We start from the raw sequence: 23,911 nt of genomic DNA on the forward strand, positions 1-23,911 counted from the left end.
AATGTAGATTAGCTCTGGATCCAATCTGCGCCTATGGGAGAACAGCAGCACGTCATGTAAGAGATTGCTTACATGACGTTACATCATCAGAACTGCCCGGCATCCAGCAGGAACAGCGACTCGCTGCCAGCCTTGACCGACGCGCTCAACGAGTGAATCCGCGGCAGCAGACGGGCGAAATAGAACCGCGCAGTACCGAGTTTGCTCGCGTAGAAATCGTCCTGCGCTTCTTTGCCCAGCGATGCCTTGGCCATCAGTGCCCACATGTAGGCGTAGGACACGTAGCCAAACACCTGCAGATACTCGACCGACGCCGCACCGATTTCGTTCGGATTGGTTTTCGCCACGTCCAGCAGCCACGAGGTCAATTCGTCGAGGGTGTCGACGGCGTCATTCAGCGGTTTGGTGAACTCGCCGAGATCGGCACTGGCGGTCGCAGTGAAATGGCGGATCTCGTCGGCGAACAGTTTGTAGAACGCGCCGCCGCTGCCGACGATCTTGCGACCCACCAGGTCCAGCGCCTGAATGCCGTTGGTGCCTTCGTAGATCTGGGTGATGCGTACGTCACGCACCAATTGCTCCTGGCCCCACTCGCGGATGTAGCCGTGGCCGCCGAAGATCTGTTGACCGTGGACAGTGGTTTCCAGACCCAGGTCGGTCAGGAATGCCTTGGCCACTGGCGTCAGCAAGGCAACCAGGTCCTCGGCACGTTTACGGGTGGCAGCGTCTTCACTGAACTTGGCGGTGTCGAGTTGCATCGCCACGTAGGTGGAGAACGCACGGCCGCCTTCGTTCGAGGCTTTCATGGTCAGCAGCATGCGACGCACGTCCGGGTGGACGATGATCGGGTCGGCAACCTTGTCCTTGTTCTGCGCGCCGGTCGGCGAACGGCTTTGCAGGCGATCGCGGGCGTATTCGATGGCGTTCTGGTACGAGCGCTCGCCGGTAGCCAGGCCTTGGATACCGACACCCAGACGCTCGTAGTTCATCATGGTGAACATCGCGGCCAGGCCTTTGTTCGGCTCGCCGACCAGGTAACCCACGGCTTCGTCGAAGTTCATCACGCACGTGGCGGAGGCCTGGATGCCCATCTTGTGTTCGATCGAACCGCAGTTCGCCGGGTTGCGCGCGCCCAGGCTGCCATCGGCATTGACCATGAACTTCGGCACCAGGAACAGCGAAATGCCTTTCGGCCCTGCCGGTGCGTCCGGCAGCTTGGCCAGCACCAGGTGGATGATGTTTTCGGTCAGGTCGTGCTCACCGCCGGTGATGAAGATCTTGGTGCCGCTGACCTTGTAGGAACCGTCCGCCTGAGGTTCGGCCTTGGTGCGAATGATGCCCAGGTCGGTGCCGGCATGCGGCTCGGTCAGGCACATGGAACCGGCCCAGATCCCCGCGTACATGTTCGGCAGGTAAGCGGCTTTCAGCTCTTCGCTGGCGTGGGCGTTGATCGACAGGCAGGCGCCGGCAGTCAGCATCGGATACAGACCGAAGGACAGGCTGGCGGAGTTGACCATTTCTTCGACTTGGGCCGACACGGCTTTCGGCATGCCCATGCCGCCGTATTCCGGATCACCGCCAACACCGACCCAGCCGCCTTCGGCATACGTCTGATAGGCCTGTGGGAAACCGGCCGGCGTGGTGACGGCACCGTCGGCCCAGTGGCAGCCTTCTTCGTCGGCGGCACGGCTCAGGGGCGCGATGCTTTTGCTGGTGACCTTGCCGGCCTCCTCAAGAATGGCTTCGACAGTTTCTGCGTCTACAGTCTCGGCCAGTGCCGGCAGTTCGGCCCAGAGTTTGGCGACTTCGAACACTTCATTGAGGACGAAGCGCATATCGCGCAGCGGCGCTTTGTAGTCAGCCATGGCAAACCTCGCAAAGATCAAAACAGGTGAATCGTGGAAGGGTGTTTTCGTTGAGTCGGAGTGTAACCCAACAACTTTTGCGACACATAGGGTCAGGCGGTGACTGATTTGTTATTTTTAGTCACCATCAATCAGCCATAAAGAAGCCCGCAATCAGCGGGCTCTTTTGTTTAACAGTGGCGTGTTACAGCGAGAACAACTGCGCCGGCAATTTCATCAGGCAATCACTGCCCGCCTCGATCGCCGCGCGATGCGCCGCAGTACGTGGCAACAACCGCTTGAAGTAAAACTCGCACGTCGCCAGTTTGCCCTGGCAGAAATCGCCATCACCCTCGCCCGACTCCAGCTGTGCCTGGGCGACCAGCGCCATGCGCAACCACAGATAGCCGAGGACGATGTAACCGCTGTACATCAGGTAATCCACCGACGCGGCGCCGACTTCATCCGGGTTCTTCATTGCCGCCATGCCGACCTTCATGGTCAGCTCGCCCCACTGCTGATTGAGGCCATCAAGCTGCGCGACAAACTCGCCCAGTTGCGGATGCCCGGCATTTGCCGCGCAGAACTTGTGGACGATTTTGGTGAAGTTGCGCAGCAGCTTGCCCTGGCTGCCCAACACTTTGCGCCCGAGCAGATCCAGCGCCTGAATGCCGTTGGTGCCTTCGTAGATCGGCGCGATCCGGCAATCGCGAACCAGTTGCTCCATGCCCCACTCGCGGATAAATCCGTGGCCACCAAACACCTGCATGCCGTGGTTGGTCACCTCCAGCCCGGTGTCAGTCATGAACGCCTTGCAGATCGGGGTCAGGAACGCCAACAGATCCTCGGCCTCCTGACGCGCGTCGGCGTCCGGGCTCAGGTGCGCAACATCGAGCATTTGCGCGGTGAAATAGGTCAGCGCGCGGTTGCCTTCGTTGAAGGCTTTCATGGTCAGCAGCATGCGTCGAACGTCCGGGTGGACGATGATCGGATCCGCCGGTTTGTCCGGGGCTTTGGCGCCGGTCAAGGCGCGCATCTGCAGACGGTCGTTGGCGTATTTGATTGCGCCCTGGAAACTTGCCTCGCCCAGACACAGGCCCTGCATCCCGGTGCCGAGGCGCGCGTGGTTCATCATGGTGAACATGCAGTTCAGGCCTTTGTTCGGCTCACCGATCAGGAAGCCTTTGGCGTCATCGAAGTTCAGCACGCAGGTGGCAGAGGCCTTGATGCCCATCTTGTGTTCGATCGAACCGCAGGAAACGCCGTTGCGTTCCCCCGCCTCACCGGCTGCATCCGGCAGGAATTTCGGCACGATGAACAGCGAAATCCCCTTGGTCCCGGCCGGCGCGTCCGGCAGTTTGGCCAGCACCAGATGAATGATGTTGTCGCTCATGTCGTGCTCGCCGGCGGAGATGAAAATCTTGCTGCCGGTGACCGCGTAACTACCGTCGGCCTGAGGCACGGCGCGGGTCTTGATGATGCCCAGGTCGGTGCCGCAATGGGCTTCGGTCAGGCACATGGTGCCGGTCCACTGGCCCGCAGTGAGTTTGCGCAGATAGGTGTTTTTCTGTTCCTCGGTGCCGTGGGCGTGGATCGCCGACATGGCGCCGTGGGTCAGGCCCGGGTACATGCCCCAGGAAGTGTTGCTGGAGGCGACCATTTCGCTGATCACCAGCCCCAGCGAACTCGGCAGACCCTGACCGCCGTAAGCCGGGTCTGCCGCCAGACCGTGCCAGCCGCCTTCCACGTATTGTGCGAAGGCCTGCTTGAAGCCTGTAGGCGTTGTCACCACGCCGTTGTCGAAATGGCAGCCCTCTTCGTCACCGCTGCGATTGAGCGGTGCCAGAACGTTCTCACAGAACTTCGCGCCTTCGTCGAGGATCGCGTTGACCATGTCCGGGCTGGCGTCGTGGGCGCCGAGGGCCGCGTACTGGGTGTGAAAGTCAAAGACGTGGTCGATCAGAAAGCGCATGTCGCGCAGGGGGGCTTTGTACTCGGGCATGGTGGCTTCTCCTTCAGCAGATTTCTCCAACCTACTGCCGGCCACCCTGCCCCACAATCACTGTCCAGACGCTGAATGCGCCGTCATCACTCAACCTGCGGCGCTGTCCATGCGCACCGCGCCACGACGGTTCTGACCGAACGCCATCACGCAGTTCCGCCCTGCTCCTTTGGCGGCATAGAGCGCTTCGTCGGCGGATTTGAGCACTTGCTCCGGGTTGCGCTGCTCCACACGCTCGGCGACGCCGATGCTCACCGTCACGGACACACTGGACGCACCGGAACCGGCACGACGCTGGCGACCCTGCTGGTCGTCCTGCGGGCGGTTTTCCTGATTGCGCAACTGGATGTTGTAGGACGCAATCGACTCGCGGATGACTTCCAGGTGCGGCATGCACTCTTCAAGGGTCTTGCCCGCAAACACCAGGGCGAATTCCTCACCCCCGTAGCGATACGCCCTACCGCCACCGCTGATTTTGGACAGCTTGCTGGCCACCAGTCGCAGGACCTGGTCACCCACGTCGTGACCGTGGGTGTCGTTGAATTTCTTGAAATGATCGACGTCGCTCATCGCCAGCACATAGTTGCGCCCCAGACGCTGCATGCGCTCGTTGAGTGCGCGACGGCCCGGCAGGCCGGTGAGTTCGTCACGGAAGGCCATTTGGTAAGCCTCGTGCGCTACGGCCGCCGCAATCATCAGCATCACCTGGCTGCACATGATGTTCAGGGTAAACGGCAGGATGAAGGTTTTCGGCAGCATCCAGAACACTCCGAGCAACCCCACCAGTTGCGCCGCGTGCAGCGGTCGCGGGTTGCGCCAGTACTGCCAGGCCAGCAACAGGAACGCCGAGAGGAACACCGGATAGGACATCTGGATCAGGCTCATCCATGCGCCGTGCAGGGCTGGCCAGCGAATCTCCGAGAGCCACATCAGCAACGCCTGTGGGTAGCTTTGCTCAAGCCCCAGCGCCACGCTGCCAAACGCCAGCAGCACGGCAAACCGCGCCACCATGTCCTGAAACAGGTGCGTGCGCTCCTGCCACGCGGCGAACAACCCAAACAACAGGGGCAACAGCAGGCAGACCAGATGGAACACCACGGCCGCGTCTTCGCGCACCTTGCCGTTATCGCGGTAATAGTCGGTCTGGGTGTCGAGCAGGAAGTAGGCGATGTACACCGTGACCATCAGAAACAGTTCGCGCTGGCGTCGATAAACCGCGCAATACGACCCGCCCAGCAACAGCACCAGGGTTGGCAGCACGTTGAACAGCGAGGTGAAGAACACGTTGAGGTCTTTGACGTACGCAGCCGCCAACCCCGCAAGCAACAACAGCAGTGAAGGTATGAAATGACTGAAACGTACAGCGGAAGAACGCGGCAAGGGTAAAGCTCCGACCGTCTTGGCAAAGAGATGGCATTGTGCCTGCAATGTGGCCAGTTAAGCACACACAATGTGATCCAGATCACAGGCTGTCTCTTTAACGGCCGAATCCCTCGGTTTCTGAGCCTTCAATCAAGGTTTTTTGCCTGAGAAGCATGAAACTTTCGTCATGGCCATCATGCTTGATGGCCATGACGATCATTTCCACTCAAAGATCGTTGTAGAACGGCTGCAACGGCCCCTCCGCCGCCGGCCGGCCTTCAGCGCCGTAAGGCTTGAGATTCAGCGATGCATCCGTTGCCTGACGAGTCGTGACCTTCGGACTGGCCGGGCGCTGGGTCACGGCATTCTCATCCCCGATGTGGCCCTGCGGGATGACCAGCGACGGATGATCGAATGGCGCCCGCTCCCAGGCGACGCGCGGATCAGTCAGGCCGACTTCCATGAATTTCACCAAGGCGTCAATTTCGTCAGGCGTCAGGTTCAGCGCCGTCATGTCCGGATCGAGGTTGGAGGTGTTGTGCTGATTCACCGCCGGGTGCTCGAACCCGCTGGTGTTGTTGGCATCCTCGCCGCGCCGGTCACCGCCACGGTTGTAGAACTCCATGACCTGTTTGAGCGTGGCGCGACTGCCGTTGTGGAAGTACGGGCCGGTCAGGGCAATATTGCGCAGGGTCGGCGTCTTGAACGCGCCGTCGACCGAGTCGCGGAACCCGACATTCGGCTTGAGCGTGGCGTCGCACGGAATCGCGGCACTCAGCGGCGCTTCGAAGGTGCACACGTCGACATCCAGTGGGTCGACCGAGCGGCCGCCCTGCAACACGGTGTTGTACTGACGGGTGAACGACCACGGATTGCCCCAGGCATCCGCGCCGCCGAGGGCCAGATCTTCGGAAGTCGGACGCACACCGGTGTTGTAGAAGCCGTTGTCGTAAAGGGTGGTCAGGTTGTCAGCCATCACCATGCGCTCGATACGTTCACGCGGGTGCATCAACAAGCGGCTGGCCGCGTTGGTCAGCTCCGCGCCGCCGTGGCAATTGACGCATTTGCCTTTGCCGAGGAACAGGTTCATCCCCTCGACCTGCTGCGCGTTCATCGCGGTGTGGTCACCTTGCAGGTAGGCATCGATCGGTGCCTGATCGGACACCAGCGTGGCTTCGTACATCTGAATCGCCAGGCCAAAGAACAGCGGGAAGTTGGCCTCCATCTGGGTGTACGGCGCGCCGCCCACCGAGACGTTTTGCGTGGCGTTCCACAACCGGGGCTGGAAGGCATTCTTGATCAGTTCGCGATAAGTCGGACGCCGTGCGCCGGACACTGGCCCCAGCACCGAATCACTGGAGGAAATCCGCTGCTGCTTGAGCATCAGGGTGTCGAGCATCCTGCGACCGATGTCGGCAAAGGTACGGCCACCGCAGGACATTTCCACCGGGCTGCCGGGCGGGCCAACGGCTTGCGAGGCGGCAGACGCATCGTTGAGCGCCAGCCTGACTTTGGTGGCGACCGTGCTGCGTTCGCTGGTCACGTAGATCCCCGCATCCGGGTCGCGATTGCCGAACGGCGAAAATCCGTTGAACACGTTGTTGGCCCGACCGTCCCAGAAATTGCGCACGTTGAACGCGGCGTTGATCACCGACGGCGCGTTGCGCCCGGTGCTACGACGCACGTTGATGCCGCCGACCTGGAACAGGCCGTCCGGCTGCTGGGTGCATTTGTCGAACCGTGGCTGGTTGGGTTTGACGAAGTTGGCGTCGAACACGCCTTGGGAACCGACCACATCGTCGGTCGAGTAAACGATCGGCGAGTTGCGCTCCAGTGGATTACTCAGCACGTGGGTCGGGAAGTCGGTTTTTTTCAGCGTGTAGTTCGGGCCACCCTTGCCGCCGGACAACGTGGCGTAGGTCGCCACGTCGCCGGGAATGTCGGAAGCCACAAACGGCTTGTTGAAAATCGACGCGACGTTGGCGTTGGTGTTGGCCTGGCCGGGGTTGAGCTGGTTGGTGATGCGGTGATCGACACCGGCATGGTAGTGACAGGAGGCGCACGCAGTCGCGCCGTCGCTGCCGATCTCCATGTCCCAGAACAACGCCTTGCCCAACAGGATCGCGGCAGAGCGGTTGAGCACGTAGTCGGTCATCAGGTCGACCTTGCGCCCGCCTTCCGTCCCGGACGGATCGGGAGGCACCATCCCGCGCAACGATTGCAGCGACGGGACTTCCGGCACCGGGGGATCGACTTCGGCGGGGTCGGCGGCCCAGGCGCTGTGGACTGACAGCGCGATGGGTAACCAGAAGGTCAAACGAGCGAGTCGACTGATGTTCATAGGCTTCACCCTGACTGTTGTTGTTAAGTGCCGGGCGTCATGCTTCTTTGAGCAGGCAGTTCTCGTTAGCACCGGTAATTCGGACAGTGCAATTAATTGGCCACCCTTCTGGAAACATCTTGAATCAATAAGCGCAGGGGTTCGGCTGAGCAAAGCCGTCATCAATGCTGGGGAATCAGCCCCGGGATTGGGGAAATCCGGGCACAAAAAAAACCGCTGCCCCCGAAGGAGCAGCGGTTTTCAGAACGACCGCGTTAAGGCTTAGTAGCCCAGCGAGAAGTTCTCTTCTTTCATGTCCATCAGGTTGTTTGCGCCCGACAGCATGGTTGCCACGTGCGTACGGGTACGCGGCAGGATGCGCTGGAAGTAGAAGCGCGCGGTTTGCAGCTTGGCGGTGTAGAAGGCCTCGTCGGTGGTACCGGCAGCCAGTTTTTCAGCAGCCAGACGCGCCATGTCAGCCCAGAAGTAAGCCAGGCAGGCGTAACCGGAGTACATCAGGTAGTCCACGGAGGCCGCGCCGACTTCTTCGCGATCTTTCATGGCAGCCATACCGACCTTCATGGTCAACTCGCCCCACTCTTTGTTCAGTGCAGCCAACGGTGCGACGAATTCTTTAACGGCTTCGTTGCCTTCGTTGTTCTGGCAGAACTTGTGGACGATCTTGGTGAAGCCTTTCAGGGCCTCGCCTTGAGTCATCAGCACTTTACGGCCCAGCAGGTCGAGTGCCTGGATGCCGGTGGTGCCTTCGTACAGCATCGAGATGCGGCTGTCGCGAACGTTCTGCTCCATGCCCCACTCGGCGATGAAGCCGTGGCCGCCATAGATCTGTACGCCGTGGTTGGCGGATTCGAAACCGACTTCGGTCATGAACGCCTTGGCGATTGGGGTCATGAAGGCCAGCAGTGCGTCGGCTTTCTTCTTCTCTTCTTCGTCCACGCCGTATTTGACGATGTCGACCTGTTTGGCGGTGAAGTACACCATCGCACGGTTGCCTTCGGCGAATGCCTTCATGGTCAACAGCATGCGGCGTACGTCAGGGTGAACGATGATCGGGTCAGCCGCTTTTTCTGGCGCTTTCGGGCCAGTCAGGGAGCGCATTTGCAGACGATCGCGAGCGTATTTCAGGCCGCCCTGGAAGCCGATTTCGGCGTGGGCCAGACCTTGCAGCGCGGTACCCAGACGTGCGGTGTTCATGAAGGTGAACATGCAGTTCAGGCCTTTGTTCGCCGGGCCGATCAGGAAACCGGTCGCGCCGTCGAAGTTCATCACGCAAGTGGCGTTGCCGTGGATGCCCATCTTGTGTTCCAGCGAGCCGCAGCTCACAGCGTTGCGAGCGCCAACGGTGCCATCGGCATTCGGCATGAACTTCGGAACGATGAACAGGGAAATGCCTTTGGTGCCAGCCGGTGCGTCAGGCAGGCGGGCCAGTACGATGTGGACGATGTTGTCGGCCATGTCGTGTTCACCGGCCGAGATGAAGATCTTGGTGCCGGAGACTTTGTAGGAACCGTCGGCCTGAGGTTCGGCCTTGGTGCGCAGCATGCCCAGGTCGGTGCCGCAGTGCGGCTCGGTCAGGCACATGGTGCCGGTCCATTCGCCGGAGACCAGTTTGGTCAGATAGGCTTCTTGCTGCTCTGGAGTACCGTGCTCGGAGATGGTGTTCATCGCGCCGTGCGACAGGCCCGGGTACATGCCCCACGACCAGTTGGCTTCGCCGACCATTTCGCTTACCGCCAGACCCAGCGACTCAGGCAGACCCTGACCGCCGTGCTCGACGTCATGGGCCAGGCTTGGCCAGCCGCCTTCGACGAATTGCTTGTAGGCCTCTTTGAAGCCAGTCGGGGTTTTCACGCCGGACTCGCTCCAGGTGCAACCTTCGATGTCGCCCACACGGTTCAGCGGTGCCAGCACCTGCTCACAAAACTTGGCGCCCTCTTCGAGAATGGCGTCAACCATGTCCGGCGTTGCGTCTGCGCACGCTGGAAGGCTCTGATAGTGCGCTTCGTAGCCGAGCAGTTCGTCACGAACGAAGCGAATATCACGCAAGGGGGCCTTGTAGTCAGGCATAGCGATAAACCTCTGCTGATGTAACCGGGAATGAACGACCGCATTGATTTGTTGTGACGGTCAAACAGTTGTTTGAAACATACGTTTACGCCGAAATCTTGTCAAGCGTCGATCTTTTGCCATTCGTCATCACATTTTTCGAACACCGGACACAGCAACGCGACATGCGCCCGGGCGAGCCATGTGCAATGAAAAAAGATTAGTTGAGGGAGAAGGACTTACAACGAAAAACGCCGCGAACAGTCGCGGCGTCTGGCAAAGCGGATATCAGAAAATCAGGCGAATGTATCGATGATCGTACCGAGCATTTCATCGGAAGCCTTGGCGACTTTCGTGCCCAGCTCCACTTGAAACTTGCCCTGGGCCATCTCGGCCATGGCGCTGCCCGGATCCATTTGCTGGCTGCGATCCACGCCGCGCAAGCGATCGATCTGTGCCTCGGAAGACTGACTGGTGACTGAGCGCTCAATGGTGTTGTTGGCGATCTGGCTGGCAGCCTGATCGACACGGTTCTGCCCGGTCTGAATGCTGCTCAGACCTGCATAAAAAGCTGTGTTTCCGGAGATTTCCATGGGAGCTCTCATCCTTGGGAAGGATCAATGGGTGCCATTGAATCAGAGGCGTCAGAAAAACACCCGTCAAAAACACTAATGGCACAGTGCCTTCCCATAGTCAAAATCAGTCGAGCAGATCCAGTTGCAAGTGATCGGCGACCGCCTCGGCGCTGACCGCCTTGAGTTTCGGCACCCGCCCCAGACACGGCGCCGGAATACGCTCGGCCAGTGTCGCCAGGTTTTCTTCCAGCCGCGAGGTCTTCGGATCAATGATGTTCGCTACCCAACCGGCCAGTTGCAGCCCGTCACGGGCAATTGCCTCGGCCGTCAGCAACGCATGGCTGATACAACCCAGACGCACGCCGACCACCAGAATCACCGGCAGATTCAGCGCAATGGCCAGGTCCGACAGATTGTCCTGATCCGCCAACGGCACCCGCCACCCGCCCGCGCCTTCAATCAATGTGAAGTCGGCGTTCATGGCCAGAATCTCGCGCATCGGCGCCAGCAGCGATTGCACGGTCAACGCCACGCCTGCCTCACGGGCCGCCAGATGCGGCGCGATCGCCGGCTCGAACGCCACCGGATTGACCTGTTGATAAGTCAGCGGCAACGAGCACTCGGCCTGCAGCGCCAAGGCATCGGAGTTGCGCAGACCTCTGGGCGTCACGACACAACCGGACGCCACCGGCTTGCCCGCCGCCGTACTCAACCCTGCCGATCGGGCGGCATGCAGCAACCCGGCGGCGACCGTCGTCTTGCCGACGTCGGTGTCGGTTCCGGTGATGAAATAGGCTGCGCTCATACGGGTTTCTCCAACACGGCGTAGACCACCTGATAAGTCGCCGGCAAGCCCTGCGGCTGACGGAACTGCTCGTAGGCTTCGACCAGCCCCAGAATCCGCGCCCGACCGGTCAATCCGCCCGGCCGACCGGGGTTCAGGTTATGCGCGCCTAGCGCCTTGAGTTCGTGCGTCAGGCTGCGCACATCCGGGTAATGCAGCACATGTGGCCGGTTCTCCAGACTGACCGTGCGCAGACCACTGGCCGCACACAATTGCTCGTACCGAGCGAACTCACGGAAACGGTTGACGTGCACCAGGCCATCGACCTGACGCCAACTGTCGCGCAATTCGTACAGCGTCCCTACACAAAGACTAGCAAACGCGAAAATCCCTCCCGGTTTCAGTACTCGGAAGGCTTCGCCGAGCACCGATTCGAAGTCTGCGCACCACTGCACGGCGAGGCTGGAGAAGATCAGATCACAGGTCGAATTCTGCAACGGCAGACGCTCAGCATCGCCAGCAATAAAGTGCGCGGCCCCACCCAATGGCCGGGCGTGATTGAGCATGCCCTCGGCGATGTCCAGCGCCAGCCCTTCGTTACCCGCAAAACGTTCAGCCAGCGCCCGAGTGAAATACCCGGTGCCGCAGCCCAGATCCAGCCAGCGCGACGGCAGAAAATCCACCGGCAGACGATTCAGCAACTGCGTGCCCACATCACGCTGTAACTCGGCGACGCTGTCGTAGCTGGCCGCTGCGCGGGAAAAGGAAGCCGCTACCTGGCGCTTGTCAGGCAAGCCGCCGGGCAGCGCAGCAAGAGACAAATCAGTCATCACCACACTCACTTAAAAAAGCCTGGATCGCACCGGCCACACCGTGGGGGTCTTCCAGAAGAAACGCATGGCTGGCCTGCTCGATCAGCCCGACCTCGACATCCGCCAGCAAGGCGAACAACTCGCCCGCGGCTTCCGCCGGCACCAGCCCGTCCAGCCCGGCAAACAGATGCAATTGCGGGCCTCGAAACACCTGCAAGGCATTGCGCGTATCGATCTGCGCCAACAACTCCAGACCCGCCATCAAGGCGATCGGTGAAGTATTCGGCGCACCGCCCTGCAACAGTCGCGACAAGCCGCGAGAGTCTTGCGCACCCTGAGCGCACAGCAACGAAAAACGCTTGAGGGTCTGACGCGGATCAGCACTGCAACCGGCCAGAAATGCATCGAAGGTTTCCCCCGGCATCGCGCTCGGCCACTGGTCATGGGCAACAAAAGAAGGATTGCTCGCCAGCGTCAGCAAGCCGCAGCAATGTTCACCACGCCGCGCCGCCAGCTCAGAAGCCAGCATGCCGCCCAGCGACCAGCCACCCAGCCAGACGTCCTGGGGAATGCGCTCATCGAGTTCGTCGAGCCAATCCGCAGGATCGCTGGATTCCAGCTCCGGCAACGGTTCGATTTCGACCGTCAGGTGTTCGTCGAGCCCACGCAGCGCAGCCGCCAAGGGTTCCAGCGGGGAAACACCGAGGCCCCAGCCGGGGAGCAGAATCAGACGATCACGCATGGCTTGGCTCCGACTTCAGTTGGGCAAAGCAATCGGCCAGTCCTTCTAACAATAGTTGCACCTGCGCCTCGCTGTGGGCGGCGGTCAGCGTGACCCGCAGCCGAGCACTGCCGGCGGGCACAGTCGGCGGGCGGATCGCGGTGACCATCAACCCACGCTCGCGCAGCATCTGCGACAAACGTACGGCGCGACCGGCATCGCCAATCATGATCGGCTGAATCGGCGTGAAGCTGTCCATCAGCTCCAGACCGATCTGTTCGGCGCCGAGACGGAATTGGCGGATCAGCGTCTGCAAATGCTCGCGACGCCAGTGTTCGCTGCGCAGCAGTTCCAGGCTTTTCAAGGTTGCGCAGGCCAGCGCCGGTGGCTGGCTGGTGGTGTAGATGTACGGACGGGCGAACTGGATCAGGCTTTCGATCAACTCCTCACTGCCGGCGACAAACGCGCCCGCCGTGCCGAACGCTTTGCCGAGGGTACCGACCAGCACCGGCACGTCATCCTGGCTCAGACCGAAATGCTCGACGATGCCCCCACCATTGGCACCTAGCGGACCGAAACCGTGGGCGTCATCGACCATCAGCCACGCGCCTTTGGCCTTGGCTTCGCGGGCCAGCGCCGGCAGGTCGGCGAGATCACCGTCCATGCTGAACACGCCGTCGGTGACCACCAGCGTATTGCCGGTGGCTTTCTCCAGACGTTTGGCGAGGCTTTCGGCGTCGTTATGCAGATAGCGATTGAACCGCGCGCCGGACAACAATCCGGCATCCAGCAACGACGCATGATTGAGCCGGTCCTCCAGCACCGTATCGCCCTGCCCGACCAGCGCCGTGACCGCGCCGAGGTTGGCCATGTAGCCGGTGGTGAACAACAGCGCACGTGGCCGTCCGGTGAGGTCGGCCAGAGCTTCTTCCAGCGCGTGATGCGGGCCGCTGTGGCCGATCACCAGATGCGAAGCACCGCCGCCGACGCCCCACTTCGAGGCACCGGCGCGCCAGGCTTCGATCACTTGCGGATGATTGGCCAGGCCCAGGTAATCGTTGTTGCAGAACGCCAGCAATGGCTGACCGTCGACCACCACTTGCGGCCCCTGGGGGCTTTCAAGCAGCGGTCGCTGGCGATAGAGATTTTCGGCACGACGGGCAGCAAGGCGTGCGGCGAGATCGAAAGACATGCAAGCCTCACGGGTGGCAAATGAATCAGCAGACGCCGCCCGAGGCAGCGCCTGAAAGAACGGACGATCAGACTGCCGCGTTGTAGAACTGCTCGCTGCTCTTCTGCTCCACCAGCGCCTGCTCGATGGCGGCCTGATGCACTTCGTCGGCATGTTCTTCGCGGGCTTCCGGCTGAATGCCCAGACGCGCAAACAGCTGCATGTCCTTGTCGGCCTGCGGGTTGGCGGTGGTCAGCAGTTTGTCGCCGTAGAAAATCGAGTTGGCGCCGGCGAAGAACGCCAGGGCCTGCATCTGCTCGTTCATCGCTTCGCGGCCAGCGGACAGACGCACGTGGGATTGCGGCATCAGGATCCGCGCCACGGCGAGCATGCGGATGAAGTCGAACGGATCGACGTCGTCAGCGTTTTCCAGCGGCGTGCCGGCGACTTTCACCAGCATGTTGATCGGCACCGACTCCGGATGCTCCGGCAGGTTGGCCAGCTGGATCAGCAGGTTCGCGCGGTCATCGAGGGACTCGCCCATACCGAGGATGCCGCCGGAGCAGATTTTCATACCGGCATCGCGCACGTAGGCCAGGGTCTGCAGACGCTCGCTGTAGGTGCGGGTAGTGATGATGCTGCCGTAGAACTCCGGCGAGGTGTCCAGGTTGTGGTTGTAGTAGTCGAGCCCGGCCTTGGCCAGTGCTTCGGTCTGATCCTGATCGAGGCGACCGAGGGTCATGCAGGTTTCCAGGCCCATGGCCTTAACGCCTTCGACCATCTTCAACACGTAGGGCATGTCCTTGGCCGACGGGTGCTTCCACGCCGCGCCCATGCAGAAACGGGTCGAGCCGATGGCCTTGGCGCGGGCAGCCTCTTCGAGGACTTTCTGCACTTCCATCAGCTTTTCTTTTTCCAGACCGGTGTTGTAGTGACCGGACTGCGGACAGTATTTGCAATCTTCCGGGCAGGCGCCGGTCTTGATCGACAGCAGGGTGGAAACCTGGACGCGGTTGGCGTCGAAATGCGCGCGGTGCACCGTCTGCGCCTGGAACAGCAAGTCGTTGAATGGCTGAACGAAGAGTGCTTTGACTTCGGCCAAAGACCAGTCGTGACGCAGGGTGGCAGTGGTGCTGGCGCTCATGGGCGATTCCTTGGTTATGCTTGGCTGGCGCCTGGGGAAACGGAATACCCACAGGCACGACACGGATGTTCGGCATATTTAAGGAAGAGCCATGCACTGTCAACCACATCAAGATAGACCGGTTTACATCTGGTTAAATAACAACCAGCACTGTTTATTGTGCGATGAGCCGGCGGAAACCGAAACACCTCTCTGCGTGGCCTGCGAAACCGAACTGCCCTGGCTGGGTGATCAATGCATGACATGTGCCTTGCCGCTGCCCGCTGCGGGCCTGACGTGTGGCGGCTGCCTGAAGGATCCGCCCGCCTTCGAACACGTGGCGGTGCCCTGGTCCTACGGCTTTCCGGTGGACAGCCTGATCACCCGATTCAAGCACAATGCGAAATGGCCGTTTGGTCGCCTGCTCGGCGATGTTCTCGGGCAATTCCTGCAACATCGCTTCGATGAAGGCCTGCCACGCCCGGATGCCTTGTTACCGATACCGTTGGCGAACAAGCGTCTGCGCCAACGTGGATTCAATCAGGCGGCAATGCTGGCGCGGTGGCTCGGCAAGCAACTGGATCTTCCCTGTGAAGAAAATATCCTGCGCCGAATTCAGAACACCAGCGCCCAGCAGGCACTCGACGCCAAGGCGCGCAAACGCAATCTGCGCAATGCCTTCAACCTTGTGCCGGACGCTGATGTAAAAGGCCGGCATCTCGCCTTGGTGGATGATGTGCTGACCACCGGCGCCACCGCCCAGGCATTGGCCCGGCTGCTGGTGGACGCGGGCGCCACGCGGGTCGACGTCTACTGCCTGGCCCGAACACCGAAACCTGGCGACGCGGCTTGACTCACACGCGCCAAGCGGCCAACTTCCTCCACCATCAACCCAGCACAAAGCACCCGACATGTCCTTGCCTTCCCTGTTGTCCCAGCACATCGTCCGCCGCCCGCAGCGCATCGCCCTGCTGCAACACATTGCCGAACAGGGCTCGATCACCCGCGCCGCCAAAAGCGCGGGCCTGAGTTACAAGGCGGCGTGGGACGCCATCGATGAGTTGAACAATCTCGCGCAAAAGCCGCTGGTCGAGCGGGCTGTCGGCGGCAAGGGCGGCGGTGGCGCCAGACTGTCCAGCGAAGGCGAACGGGTGCTGCGTCTTTATCAGAAGCTGCAAGCCTTACAGGCGCAGGTGCTGGAGGCCGCTGAAGACGCCAGCGATCTGGATCTACTGGGGCGTTTGATGCTCCGGACCAGCGCCCGCAATCAATTGCATGGCAAAGTCGTCAGCATCGAGCATCAGGGCCGCAATGACCTGATCCGTCTCGAACTGGCCGAAGGCCTGTGCATCGATGCGCAGATCACCCACGACAGCACCGTGCATCTGGAGCTGCAACCGGGCACCGAAGTGGTGGCACTGATTAAGGCCGGCTGGCTGGAGTTGCTGGGGCGAGAACAGGCTGCAACATCTGGTCACAATCTTCTGAGCGGTACCCTCGAAGCCATTCTCGATGCCGAAGACGGCCCCAGCGAAGTACGCGTCGCCCTGCCCAATGGCCAGACACTCTGCGCCCTGGCTGAGCCGCTGCACCTGCGCACCCAGGGACTGACCGTCGAACAACCGGTGCAAGTGCAGTTCTCGCCGTCCAATGTGCTGATCGGCACACCGCTTTAGCGCGGGTTCCTGCAACAAAAGCGTCATCGCCTCTCATTAAGGTGGCTGCCAAAACCAAGCAGGGAGCCTGATGTGAGCCTATTAGAAGAAAACCAATCCACTGACCTGGAAAAAATGGTCGGCATGAGCCGTCGCGGTTTCATCGGCGCCGGCGCACTGTGCGGCGCGGCGATGTTCCTCGGCGGCAGCCTGTTGAGCCGCAGCGCGCTGGCCACCGGTGTCAGCGCCGGCAACAGCCGCCTGCTCGGCTTCGACAGCATTCCGGCCGCCACCACCGACGTCATCAGCCTGCCCAAGGGCTACAAATCGTCGGTGTTGATCAGCTGGGGTCAGCCCCTGCACAAGAACGGCCCGGCCTTCGACCCGAGCGGCAACGGCACTGCGGCTGCACAGGAAGTGCAGTTCGGCGACAACAACGACGGCATGAGCCTGTTCGCCTTCCCGGACGACAAGAATCGCGCCCTGATGGCGATCAACAACGAATACACCAACTACCGCTACCTCTACCCCCATGGCGGTCAGCCGCAGTCGGCGGAAGACGTGCGCAAGGCGCTGGCCTGCGAAGGCGTGTCGGTGATCGAAGTGGCGCGCAAGAACGGCCAATGGCAGTTCGTTCAGGGCTCGCGCTACAACCGCCGCATCCACGGCAACTCGCCACTACGCATCAGCGGCCCGGCTGCCGGTCATGAGCTGATGAAGACCAGCGCCGACAAGCACGGCAAGAAAGTCCTCGGCACCTTCCAGAACTGCGCCAACGGCAAGACCCCGTGGGGCACTTACCTGACCTGTGAAGAGAACTTCACTGACTGCTTCGGCAGCAGCAACGCCCAGCAGCAGTTCGACCCGGCGCAGAAACGCTACGGCGTGTCGGTCGCCAGCCGCGAGATCAACTGGCATCCGTTCGATCCACGCTTCGACATGGCGAAGAACCCGAACGAGCTCAACCGTCACGGCTGGGTCGTGGAAATCGACCCGTTCGACCCGCAATCGACGCCAGTCAAACGCACCGCCCTCGGTCGCTTCAAACACGAAAACGCCGCCCTGGCCGAGACCGACGACGGTCGCGCCGTGGTGTACATGGGCGACGATGAACGCGGCGAGTTCATCTACAAGTTCATCAGCCGCGACCGCATCAACCACCGCAACGCGAAAGCCAACCGCGACATCCTCGATCACGGCACCCTGTACGTGGCGAAGTTCGACGCGGGCGACGGCAACCCCGACCACCCGAAAGGCCAGGGCCAGTGGATCGAACTGACCCACGGCAAGAACGGTATCGACGCCAGCAGCGGTTTTGCCGATCAGGCGGAAGTGCTGATTCATGCACGCCTGGCGGCCAGTGTGGTCGGCGCCACGCGCATGGACCGCCCGGAATGGATCGTGGTCAGCCCGAAAGACGGCCAGGTCTATTGCACCCTGACCAACAACGCCAAACGCGGCGAAGACGGGCAGCCGGTGGGCGGCCCGAACCCGCGCGAGAAGAACGTCTACGGGCAGATCCTGCGCTGGCGCACCGACCGCGACGATCACGGTTCGAAGACCTTCGCCTGGGATCTGTTCGTGGTGGCCGGCAACCCGGGCGTGCATGCCGGTACGCCGAAGGGCGGCTCGTCGAATATCACCCCGCAGAACATGTTCAACAGCCCCGACGGCCTCGGTTTCGACAAGGCCGGCCGACTGTGGATTCTCACCGACGGTGATTCGAGCAACGCCGGGGACTTTGCCGGGATGGGCAACAACCAGATGCTCTGCGCCGATCCCAAGACCGGTGAGATTCGCCGGTTCATGGTCGGGCCGATCGGTTGCGAAGTCACCGGGATCAGTTTCTCGCCAGATCAGAAAACCCTGTTTGTCGGGATCCAGCATCCAGGCGAGAACGGCGGCTCGACCTTCCCCGAGCATTTGCCGAACGGCAAGCCGCGCTCTTCGGTGATGGCGATTACCCGTGAGGATGGCGGGATCGTCGGCGCCTGATACGGCAGCGGTCAGATCGTTCCCGCGTTCCGCGCGGGAACGATCCCCCTCAAGACAGCTTGTCTGCGCTACCATGCTGGGCCGGACGCGGCAGCCTGCCGCGCGCAGGAGTCAGCATGGCCCACCCGTTTGAAACCCTCACCCCAGACCTCGTGCTCGATGCCGTCGAAAGCATCGGCTTTCTGAGCGACGCGCGTATTCTGGCGCTCAACAGTTACGAAAACCGCGTCTATCAGGTCGGCATCGAAGACTCCGAACCGCTGATTGCCAAGTTCTATCGCCCGCAGCGCTGGACCAACGAAGCCATTCTCGAAGAGCACCAGTTCACCTTCGAACTGGCCGACGTCGAGATCCCGGTGGTGGCGCCACTTATCCACAACGGCCAGACCCTGCACGAACACGCCGGTTTCCGTTTCACCCTGTTTCCCCGTCGCGGTGGCCGGGCGCCGGAGCCGGGCAACCTCGACCAGTTGTATCGCCTCGGTCAGTTGCTGGGGCGCATTCATGCAGTCGGCGCAACACGTCCGTTCGAGCATCGCGAAGCGCTGGCCGTGCAGAACTTCGGCCACGCCTCGCTGAACACTTTGCTGGAAGGCAACTTCATCCCCAAAAGCCTGTTGCCGGCCTACGAGTCCGTCGCCCGCGACCTGCTCAAGCGCGTGGAAGACGCCTACGCCGCCACGCCGCATCAGAACATCCGCATGCACGGCGACTGCCACCCCGGCAACATGATGTGCCGCGACGAGATGTTCCACATCGTCGACCTTGACGACTGCCGCATGGGCCCGGCCGTGCAGGACATCTGGATGATGCTCGCGGGCGATCGTCAGGAATGCCTCGGACAACTGTCGGAGTTGATGGACGGCTACAACGAATTCCACGATTTCGACCCGCGCGAACTGGCGCTGATCGAACCGCTGCGCGCCCTGCGCCTGATGCATTACAGCGCCTGGCTGGCCCGACGCTGGGACGATCCGGCGTTTCCTCACAGTTTTCCGTGGTTCGGCACGGAGCGGTATTGGGGCGATCAGGTGCTGGCGTTGCGTGAACAACTGGCGGCATTGAATGAAGAGCCGTTGAAGCTTTTCTGACACGACACGTCTATACAACTGCCCGTACAATCGCTGCTTTGTTAGCTGCCTAAGCAAGGATTCTGCATGCAAGCCGCCAACCCGCGTCGCGGGTACATTCTGGGCCTGAGTGCCTACATCATCTGGGGCCTGTTCCCGCTCTACTTCAAAGCCATCGCCGAAGTGCCGGCGGTGGAGATCATCATCCACCGGGTGTTGTGGTCGGCGCTGTTCGGCGCGCTGTTGCTGATGGTCTGGAAGCATCCGGGCTGGTGGCAGGAGCTGCGCGACAACCCGAAACGCCTGGCGATTCTCGCGCTCAGCGGCACCCTGATCGCGGCCAACTGGCTGACCTACGTCTGGTCGGTGAACAACGGCCGGATGCTGGAAGCGAGTCTGGGTTACTACATCAACCCACTGGTGAATGTGCTGCTGGGCATGCTGATCCTCGGCGAACGCCTGCGGCGCATGCAGTGGCTGGCGGTCGGTCTGGCGGCGGTCGGCGTGGCGCAGCAGGTATGGCAGGTCGGCAGTCTGCCGTGGGTGTCGTTGGTGCTGGCACTGACCTTCGGTTTCTACGGGCTGATCCGCAAGCAGGCGCCGGTCAAGGCACTGCCGGGGCTGGTGGTGGAAACCTGGATGCTGGTGCCGATCGCCCTCGCGTGGCTACTGTTCAATCCGACCGCCACCAGTGCACAAGCTGCGTTCTGGACCACCTCCGAAGCCTGGTGGCTGGTGGCAGCCGGCCCGGTGACGCTGGTGCCGTTAGTGTGTTTCAACGCGGCCACGCGGCATTTGCCCTACACCACCATCGGCTTCCTGCAATACCTGGCACCGACGCTGGTGCTGTTGCAGGCAGTGCTGCTGTTCGGTGAGCACTTGTCGTCGAGTACGCTGATCGCCTTCATGTTTATCTGGGCCGGTCTGGCGGTGTACAGCGTCGATGCGTGGATGAGCCTGCGTCGTCGCAGCTGATCAAAAAACGCACAAACCTCCACAGGCCACGGTTCTCGTGGCCTGTATCGTTCCTTCCCAAGGTTATCCACAGCGTGATCCCCGCCGTTTGTGCGCAAGTCACTGAATGCTGGCGGTTTTTTGATCAATCTTCGCAAAGCCACGGCGGACGTGGCCTGGCGGTCGGTCTCTACAGGTTATCCACAGGCAGGTGCACGTTTAAACTGGATAACCCGATCCGTCTTCACGGGTCGGTGCGCAGTACCAATTCCACCATCAAGTCATCGGCCAGGGTTTCCAGGCGCGATTGCAGCACATCCAGCGACAGGGTCAGCGGCACCGCCAGAATCGCCTCGGCGTGGAACAACGGCTCGCTGCTCATCGGCGCCGGGCGCACTTCGGTCACCAGCCGTTCGAGGTTCACGCCCTGCTCGCTCAGCAACCGGGTGATATCCCGCACGATGCCCGGACGATCATTGCCCACCAGTTCCATGGCAATCGGTTTCCAGGTGCAGGCCTGTTCAATACCGCTTTCGGCGACCAGCACACGAATGCCCTGAGTCGACAAAGCTTGTAGGGCATCGACTAATTCGTCGTAGGCCTCCGCCGGCACGCCGACCCGCAGAATCCCGGCGAACTGCCCGGCCATCCGTGACATGCGGCTTTCCAGCCAGTTGCCACCGTGCTCGGCGATGCATTGGGCGATGCGCTCGACCTGCCCGGGCTTGTCCGGCGCGAAGACGGTGAGTACGAGGTGATCCATGGCGCAGCCCTCTTGTCATGACTTTTGTTATAGAAAAACAAGTATAGGCAAGCGTTCGACAGACGCCTCAGACGCTCGAAATCACAAATCGTGTACAACTTTTTATATTTAACTGGAACAATCCATTGGTTTTTTGAGAACATCCCGTTCCGCGCCGTGACCGCAATGCGTCATGGGGTCGCAGAACGACGTAATTAGTCTGATTTTCACAACCGCAATGCATCATGTAGTATGCCGCAGCGCGCACTACATAACGTTGGATCGATGTCTGCCCAAGGCACGTTCGCAACCCTGAAAGCCCCGTCAGCAAGGCCCCAAGCCGTTGATTGGTCCCAGCCCAGCCGCCAGCGATGGCATGTACTGGTCGAGGGGTTTGTGGTTTAAATGGCCAGAGGCTTCATTGTTAAATTGAAGAGCTGAAAAGCGAAATAGCTGAGCAGAGTGAGGCAAGCAATGACTGAACACGTTCAAGTCGGTGGCCTGCAGGTCGCCAAAGTCCTGTTCGACTTCGTGAACAACGAAGCCATTCCCGGTACCGGCCTCACCGCCGAAAAATTCTGGGAAGGCGCCGACAAGGTCATTCACGACCTGGCGCCGAAGAACAAAGCCCTACTCGCCAAACGCGATGACTTCCAGGCCCGTATCGACGGCTGGCACCAGAGCCGTGCCGGTCAACCACACGACGCCGTGGCCTACAAAGCCTTCCTGCAAGAGATCGGTTATCTGCTGCCAGAAGCGGCTGATTTCCAGGCAACGACGCAAAACGTCGATGACGAAATCGCCCGTACCGCCGGCCCGCAACTCGTGGTCCCGGTGATGAACGCCCGCTTCGCCCTCAACGCCTCGAACGCCCGCTGGGGTTCGCTGTACGACGCCCTGTATGGCACCGACGCCATCAGCGAAGCCGGCGGCGCGGAAAAAGGCAAAGGCTACAACAAGGTGCGTGGCGACAAAGTCATCGCCTTCGCCCGTGCGTTCCTCGACGAAGCAGCGCCACTGGCGGCCGGCTCCCACGTCGATTCCACCAGTTACAAGATCGATGACGGCAAACTGGTCGTCACCCTCAAGGGCGGCAGCAACAGCGGCCTGCGCAACGATGCACAGCTGATCGGCTTCCAGGGCGATGCGTCGGCTCCGATCGCGATCCTGCTGAAGAACAACGGCCTGCATTTCGAAATCCAGATCGATGCCAGCACCCCGGTCGGCCAGACCGATGCCGCCGGCGTCAAAGACATCCTGATGGAAGCGGCACTGACCACCATCATGGACTGCGAAGACTCCGTGGCCGCCGTCGATGCCGACGACAAGGTGGTGATCTACCGCAATTGGCTGGGCCTGATGAAGGGCGACCTCGCGGAATCCGTTTCCAAGGGCGGCCAGACTTTCACCCGCACCATGAACCCGGACCGTACCTACACCAAGGTCGACGGCAGCGAACTGACCCTGCACGGCCGCTCGCTGTTGTTCGTGCGTAACGTCGGTCACCTGATGACCATCGACGCGATCCTCGACAAGCACGGCAATGAAGTGCCGGAAGGCATCCTCGACGGTCTGGTGACTTGCCTGGCGGCGATGCACAACCTGAGCGGCAACACTTCGCGCAAGAACACCCGCACCGGTTCGGTCTATATCGTCAAACCGAAGATGCACGGCCCGGAAGAAGCAGCGTTCACCAACGAACTGTTCGGTCGCATCGAAGACGTGCTGGGCCTCAAGCGCAACACCCTGAAAGTCGGGATCATGGACGAGGAACGCCGCACCACGGTCAACCTCAAGGCCTGCATCCAGGCCGCCAGCGAGCGCGTGGTGTTCATCAACACCGGTTTCCTCGACCGCACCGGCGACGAAATCCACACCTCCATGGAAGCCGGCCCGATGGTGCGCAAGGCTGACATGAAGGCTGAAAAGTGGATCGGCGCCTACGAAAACTGGAACGTCGATATCGGTCTGAGCACCGGCCTGCAAGGTCGTGCGCAAATCGGTAAAGGCATGTGGGCGATGCCCGACCTGATGGCGGCGATGCTCGAACAGAAAATCGCTCACCCGCTGGCCGGTGCCAACACTGCCTGGGTTCCATCGCCGACGGCTGCCGCGCTGCACGCGCTGCACTACCACAAGGTCGACGTGTTCGCCCGTCAGGCCGAGCTGGCCAAACGTGCTCGCGCTTCGGTCGATGACATCCTGACCATCCCGCTGGCGGTCAACCCGAACTGGACGCCGGAGCAGATCAAGAACGAACTGGACAACAACGCCCAGGGCATTCTCGGTTACGTGGTGCGCTGGATCGACCAGGGCGTGGGTTGCTCGAAAGTGCCGGACATCAACGACGTCGGCCTGATGGAAGACCGTGCGACGCTGCGTATCTCCAGCCAGCACATCGCCAACTGGCTGCGCCACGGTGTCGTCACCGAGGCGCAAGTGATGGAAAGCCTCAAGCGCATGGCGCCAGTGGTGGACCGTCAGAACGCCAACGACCCGCTGTACCGTCCGCTGGCACCGAACTTCGACAGCAACATCGCCTTCCAGGCGGCGGTCGAACTGGTGATTGAAGGCACCAAGCAGCCGAACGGTTACACCGAGCCGGTCCTGCACCGTCGCCGTCGCGAGTTCAAGGCTGCCAATGGCCTGTAACCCGCGCTGATGCCGGACATGAAAAAGCCCTGATCTTTCGATCAGGGCTTTTTTGTTTGCGT

Annotated in this window: 18 protein-coding genes; 6 read left to right on the forward strand and 12 right to left on the reverse strand. The window is 61.3% G+C overall.

Going from position 1 to position 23,911, the window contains the following annotated elements; genetic code table 11:
- Positions 1-86 precede the first annotated feature (86 nt).
- From AC1RMX_RS00340 to bioB, 11 genes are all read right to left on the reverse strand, one after another.
- Positions 87-1,865: an acyl-CoA dehydrogenase C-terminal domain-containing protein gene (locus AC1RMX_RS00340; RefSeq protein ID WP_493065741.1), complete on the reverse strand. Its 1,779-nt coding sequence runs from the start codon at positions 1,863-1,865 to the stop codon at positions 87-89.
- Between the two features lie 184 nt (positions 1,866-2,049).
- A complete protein-coding gene (locus AC1RMX_RS00345) occupies positions 2,050-3,846 on the reverse strand; it encodes an acyl-CoA dehydrogenase C-terminal domain-containing protein (RefSeq protein WP_096817858.1) in 1,797 nt (598 codons plus the stop codon).
- Positions 3,847-3,936: 90 nt separating this feature from the next.
- Positions 3,937-5,226 carry a GGDEF domain-containing protein gene (locus tag AC1RMX_RS00350; protein WP_096817856.1) on the reverse strand — a complete coding sequence of 430 codons (1,290 nt, stop codon included), beginning with the start codon at positions 5,224-5,226 and terminating at the stop codon, positions 3,937-3,939.
- Positions 5,227-5,434: 208 nt separating this feature from the next.
- A complete protein-coding gene (locus AC1RMX_RS00355; RefSeq protein WP_493070013.1) occupies positions 5,435-7,549 on the reverse strand; it encodes a cytochrome-c peroxidase in 2,115 nt (704 codons plus the stop codon).
- A 261-nt stretch (positions 7,550-7,810) separates the two neighbouring features.
- A complete protein-coding gene (locus AC1RMX_RS00360) occupies positions 7,811-9,616 on the reverse strand; it encodes a phenylacyl-CoA dehydrogenase (RefSeq protein WP_096817852.1) in 1,806 nt (601 codons plus the stop codon).
- A gap of 275 nt (positions 9,617-9,891) precedes the next feature.
- Complete coding sequence (locus tag AC1RMX_RS00365) at positions 9,892-10,188, reverse strand: pyrroloquinoline quinone biosynthesis protein PqqE (protein ID WP_085731685.1); 297 nt, start codon at positions 10,186-10,188, stop codon at positions 9,892-9,894.
- Between the two features lie 106 nt (positions 10,189-10,294).
- Positions 10,295-10,975, reverse strand: coding sequence for a dethiobiotin synthase (bioD, locus tag AC1RMX_RS00370; RefSeq protein WP_096817848.1), 681 nt, complete (start codon positions 10,973-10,975; stop codon positions 10,295-10,297).
- A complete protein-coding gene (gene bioC, locus AC1RMX_RS00375) occupies positions 10,972-11,784 on the reverse strand; it encodes a malonyl-ACP O-methyltransferase BioC (protein WP_096817846.1) in 813 nt (270 codons plus the stop codon). The genes bioD and bioC overlap by 4 nt, the downstream gene beginning before the upstream one ends.
- Positions 11,777-12,508 (reverse strand): alpha/beta fold hydrolase, encoded by a 732-nt coding sequence (locus tag AC1RMX_RS00380; protein WP_493070017.1) that lies wholly within the window; start codon positions 12,506-12,508, stop codon positions 11,777-11,779. Before AC1RMX_RS00380 ends, bioC begins: the two co-directional genes overlap by 8 nt.
- On the reverse strand, positions 12,501-13,679 hold the full coding sequence (gene bioF, locus AC1RMX_RS00385) for an 8-amino-7-oxononanoate synthase (RefSeq protein WP_493070019.1): 1,179 nt from the start codon (positions 13,677-13,679) through the stop codon (positions 12,501-12,503). The genes AC1RMX_RS00380 and bioF overlap by 8 nt, the downstream gene beginning before the upstream one ends.
- 67 nt (positions 13,680-13,746) lie before the next feature.
- Entirely contained in the window at positions 13,747-14,802 is a 1,056-nt protein-coding gene (gene bioB / locus AC1RMX_RS00390; RefSeq protein WP_085731680.1) for a biotin synthase BioB, read from the reverse strand.
- Positions 14,803-14,893: 91 nt separating this feature from the next.
- Here bioB and AC1RMX_RS00395 point away from each other — a divergent pair, with 91 nt between their 5' ends.
- The 5 genes from AC1RMX_RS00395 (at position 14,894) to rarD (ending at position 20,476) form a co-directional block, all read left to right on the forward strand.
- Positions 14,894-15,634 carry a ComFC family protein gene (locus AC1RMX_RS00395; protein WP_493070021.1) on the forward strand — a complete coding sequence of 247 codons (741 nt, stop codon included), beginning with the start codon at positions 14,894-14,896 and terminating at the stop codon, positions 15,632-15,634.
- 58 nt (positions 15,635-15,692) lie between these two features.
- On the forward strand, positions 15,693-16,457 hold the full coding sequence (locus tag AC1RMX_RS00400; protein ID WP_096817838.1) for a TOBE domain-containing protein: 765 nt from the start codon (positions 15,693-15,695) through the stop codon (positions 16,455-16,457).
- Positions 16,458-16,529: 72 nt separating this feature from the next.
- Entirely contained in the window at positions 16,530-18,431 is a 1,902-nt protein-coding gene (locus AC1RMX_RS00405; RefSeq protein ID WP_096817837.1) for a PhoX family protein, read from the forward strand.
- Between the two features lie 116 nt (positions 18,432-18,547).
- Positions 18,548-19,522, forward strand: coding sequence for a serine/threonine protein kinase (locus AC1RMX_RS00410; protein WP_096817835.1), 975 nt, complete (start codon positions 18,548-18,550; stop codon positions 19,520-19,522).
- 66 nt (positions 19,523-19,588) lie between these two features.
- Positions 19,589-20,476: an EamA family transporter RarD gene (gene rarD / locus AC1RMX_RS00415; protein WP_096817833.1), complete on the forward strand. Its 888-nt coding sequence runs from the start codon at positions 19,589-19,591 to the stop codon at positions 20,474-20,476.
- Between the two features lie 223 nt (positions 20,477-20,699).
- Here rarD and AC1RMX_RS00420 read toward each other — a convergent pair whose 3' ends face one another.
- The gene (locus AC1RMX_RS00420; protein WP_490840630.1) at positions 20,700-21,218 is read right to left on the reverse strand and encodes a glycine cleavage system transcriptional repressor; all 519 of its coding nucleotides are present in this window, start codon (positions 21,216-21,218) and stop codon (positions 20,700-20,702) included.
- A gap of 453 nt (positions 21,219-21,671) precedes the next feature.
- On the opposite strand from AC1RMX_RS00420, the gene AC1RMX_RS00425 reads away from it, so the two are divergent.
- Entirely contained in the window at positions 21,672-23,849 is a 2,178-nt protein-coding gene (locus AC1RMX_RS00425) for a malate synthase G (protein WP_493070024.1), read from the forward strand.
- Positions 23,850-23,911: the final 62 nt, after the last annotated feature.

It is taken from the genome of Pseudomonas sp. GW822-FHT03F04 (assembly GCF_058801405.1).

Bases quoted from the DNA above. Each gene is read 5' to 3' on its own strand.
- AC1RMX_RS00340 (WP_493065741.1), bottom strand. From the start codon at position 1,865: ATGGCTGACTACAAAGCGCCGCTGCGCGATATGCGCTTCGTCCTCAAT.
- AC1RMX_RS00345 (WP_096817858.1), bottom strand. From the start codon at position 3,846: ATGCCCGAGTACAAAGCCCCCCTGCGCGACATGCGCTTTCTGATCGAC.
- AC1RMX_RS00355 (WP_493070013.1), bottom strand. From the start codon at position 7,549: ATGAACATCAGTCGACTCGCTCGTTTGACCTTCTGGTTACCCATCGCG.
- AC1RMX_RS00360 (WP_096817852.1), bottom strand. From the start codon at position 9,616: ATGCCTGACTACAAGGCCCCCTTGCGTGATATTCGCTTCGTTCGTGAC.
- AC1RMX_RS00365 (WP_085731685.1), bottom strand. From the start codon at position 10,188: ATGGAAATCTCCGGAAACACAGCTTTTTATGCAGGTCTGAGCAGCATT.
- bioD (WP_096817848.1), bottom strand. From the start codon at position 10,975: ATGAGCGCAGCCTATTTCATCACCGGAACCGACACCGACGTCGGCAAG.
- bioC (WP_096817846.1), bottom strand. From the start codon at position 11,784: ATGACTGATTTGTCTCTTGCTGCGCTGCCCGGCGGCTTGCCTGACAAG.
- AC1RMX_RS00380 (WP_493070017.1), bottom strand. From the start codon at position 12,508: ATGCGTGATCGTCTGATTCTGCTCCCCGGCTGGGGCCTCGGTGTTTCC.
- bioF (WP_493070019.1), bottom strand. From the start codon at position 13,679: ATGTCTTTCGATCTCGCCGCACGCCTTGCTGCCCGTCGTGCCGAAAAT.
- bioB (WP_085731680.1), bottom strand. From the start codon at position 14,802: ATGAGCGCCAGCACCACTGCCACCCTGCGTCACGACTGGTCTTTGGCC.
- AC1RMX_RS00395 (WP_493070021.1), top strand. From the start codon at position 14,894: ATGCACTGTCAACCACATCAAGATAGACCGGTTTACATCTGGTTAAAT.
- AC1RMX_RS00400 (WP_096817838.1), top strand. From the start codon at position 15,693: ATGTCCTTGCCTTCCCTGTTGTCCCAGCACATCGTCCGCCGCCCGCAG.
- AC1RMX_RS00410 (WP_096817835.1), top strand. From the start codon at position 18,548: ATGGCCCACCCGTTTGAAACCCTCACCCCAGACCTCGTGCTCGATGCC.
- rarD (WP_096817833.1), top strand. From the start codon at position 19,589: ATGCAAGCCGCCAACCCGCGTCGCGGGTACATTCTGGGCCTGAGTGCC.
- AC1RMX_RS00420 (WP_490840630.1), bottom strand. From the start codon at position 21,218: ATGGATCACCTCGTACTCACCGTCTTCGCGCCGGACAAGCCCGGGCAG.
- AC1RMX_RS00425 (WP_493070024.1), top strand. From the start codon at position 21,672: ATGACTGAACACGTTCAAGTCGGTGGCCTGCAGGTCGCCAAAGTCCTG.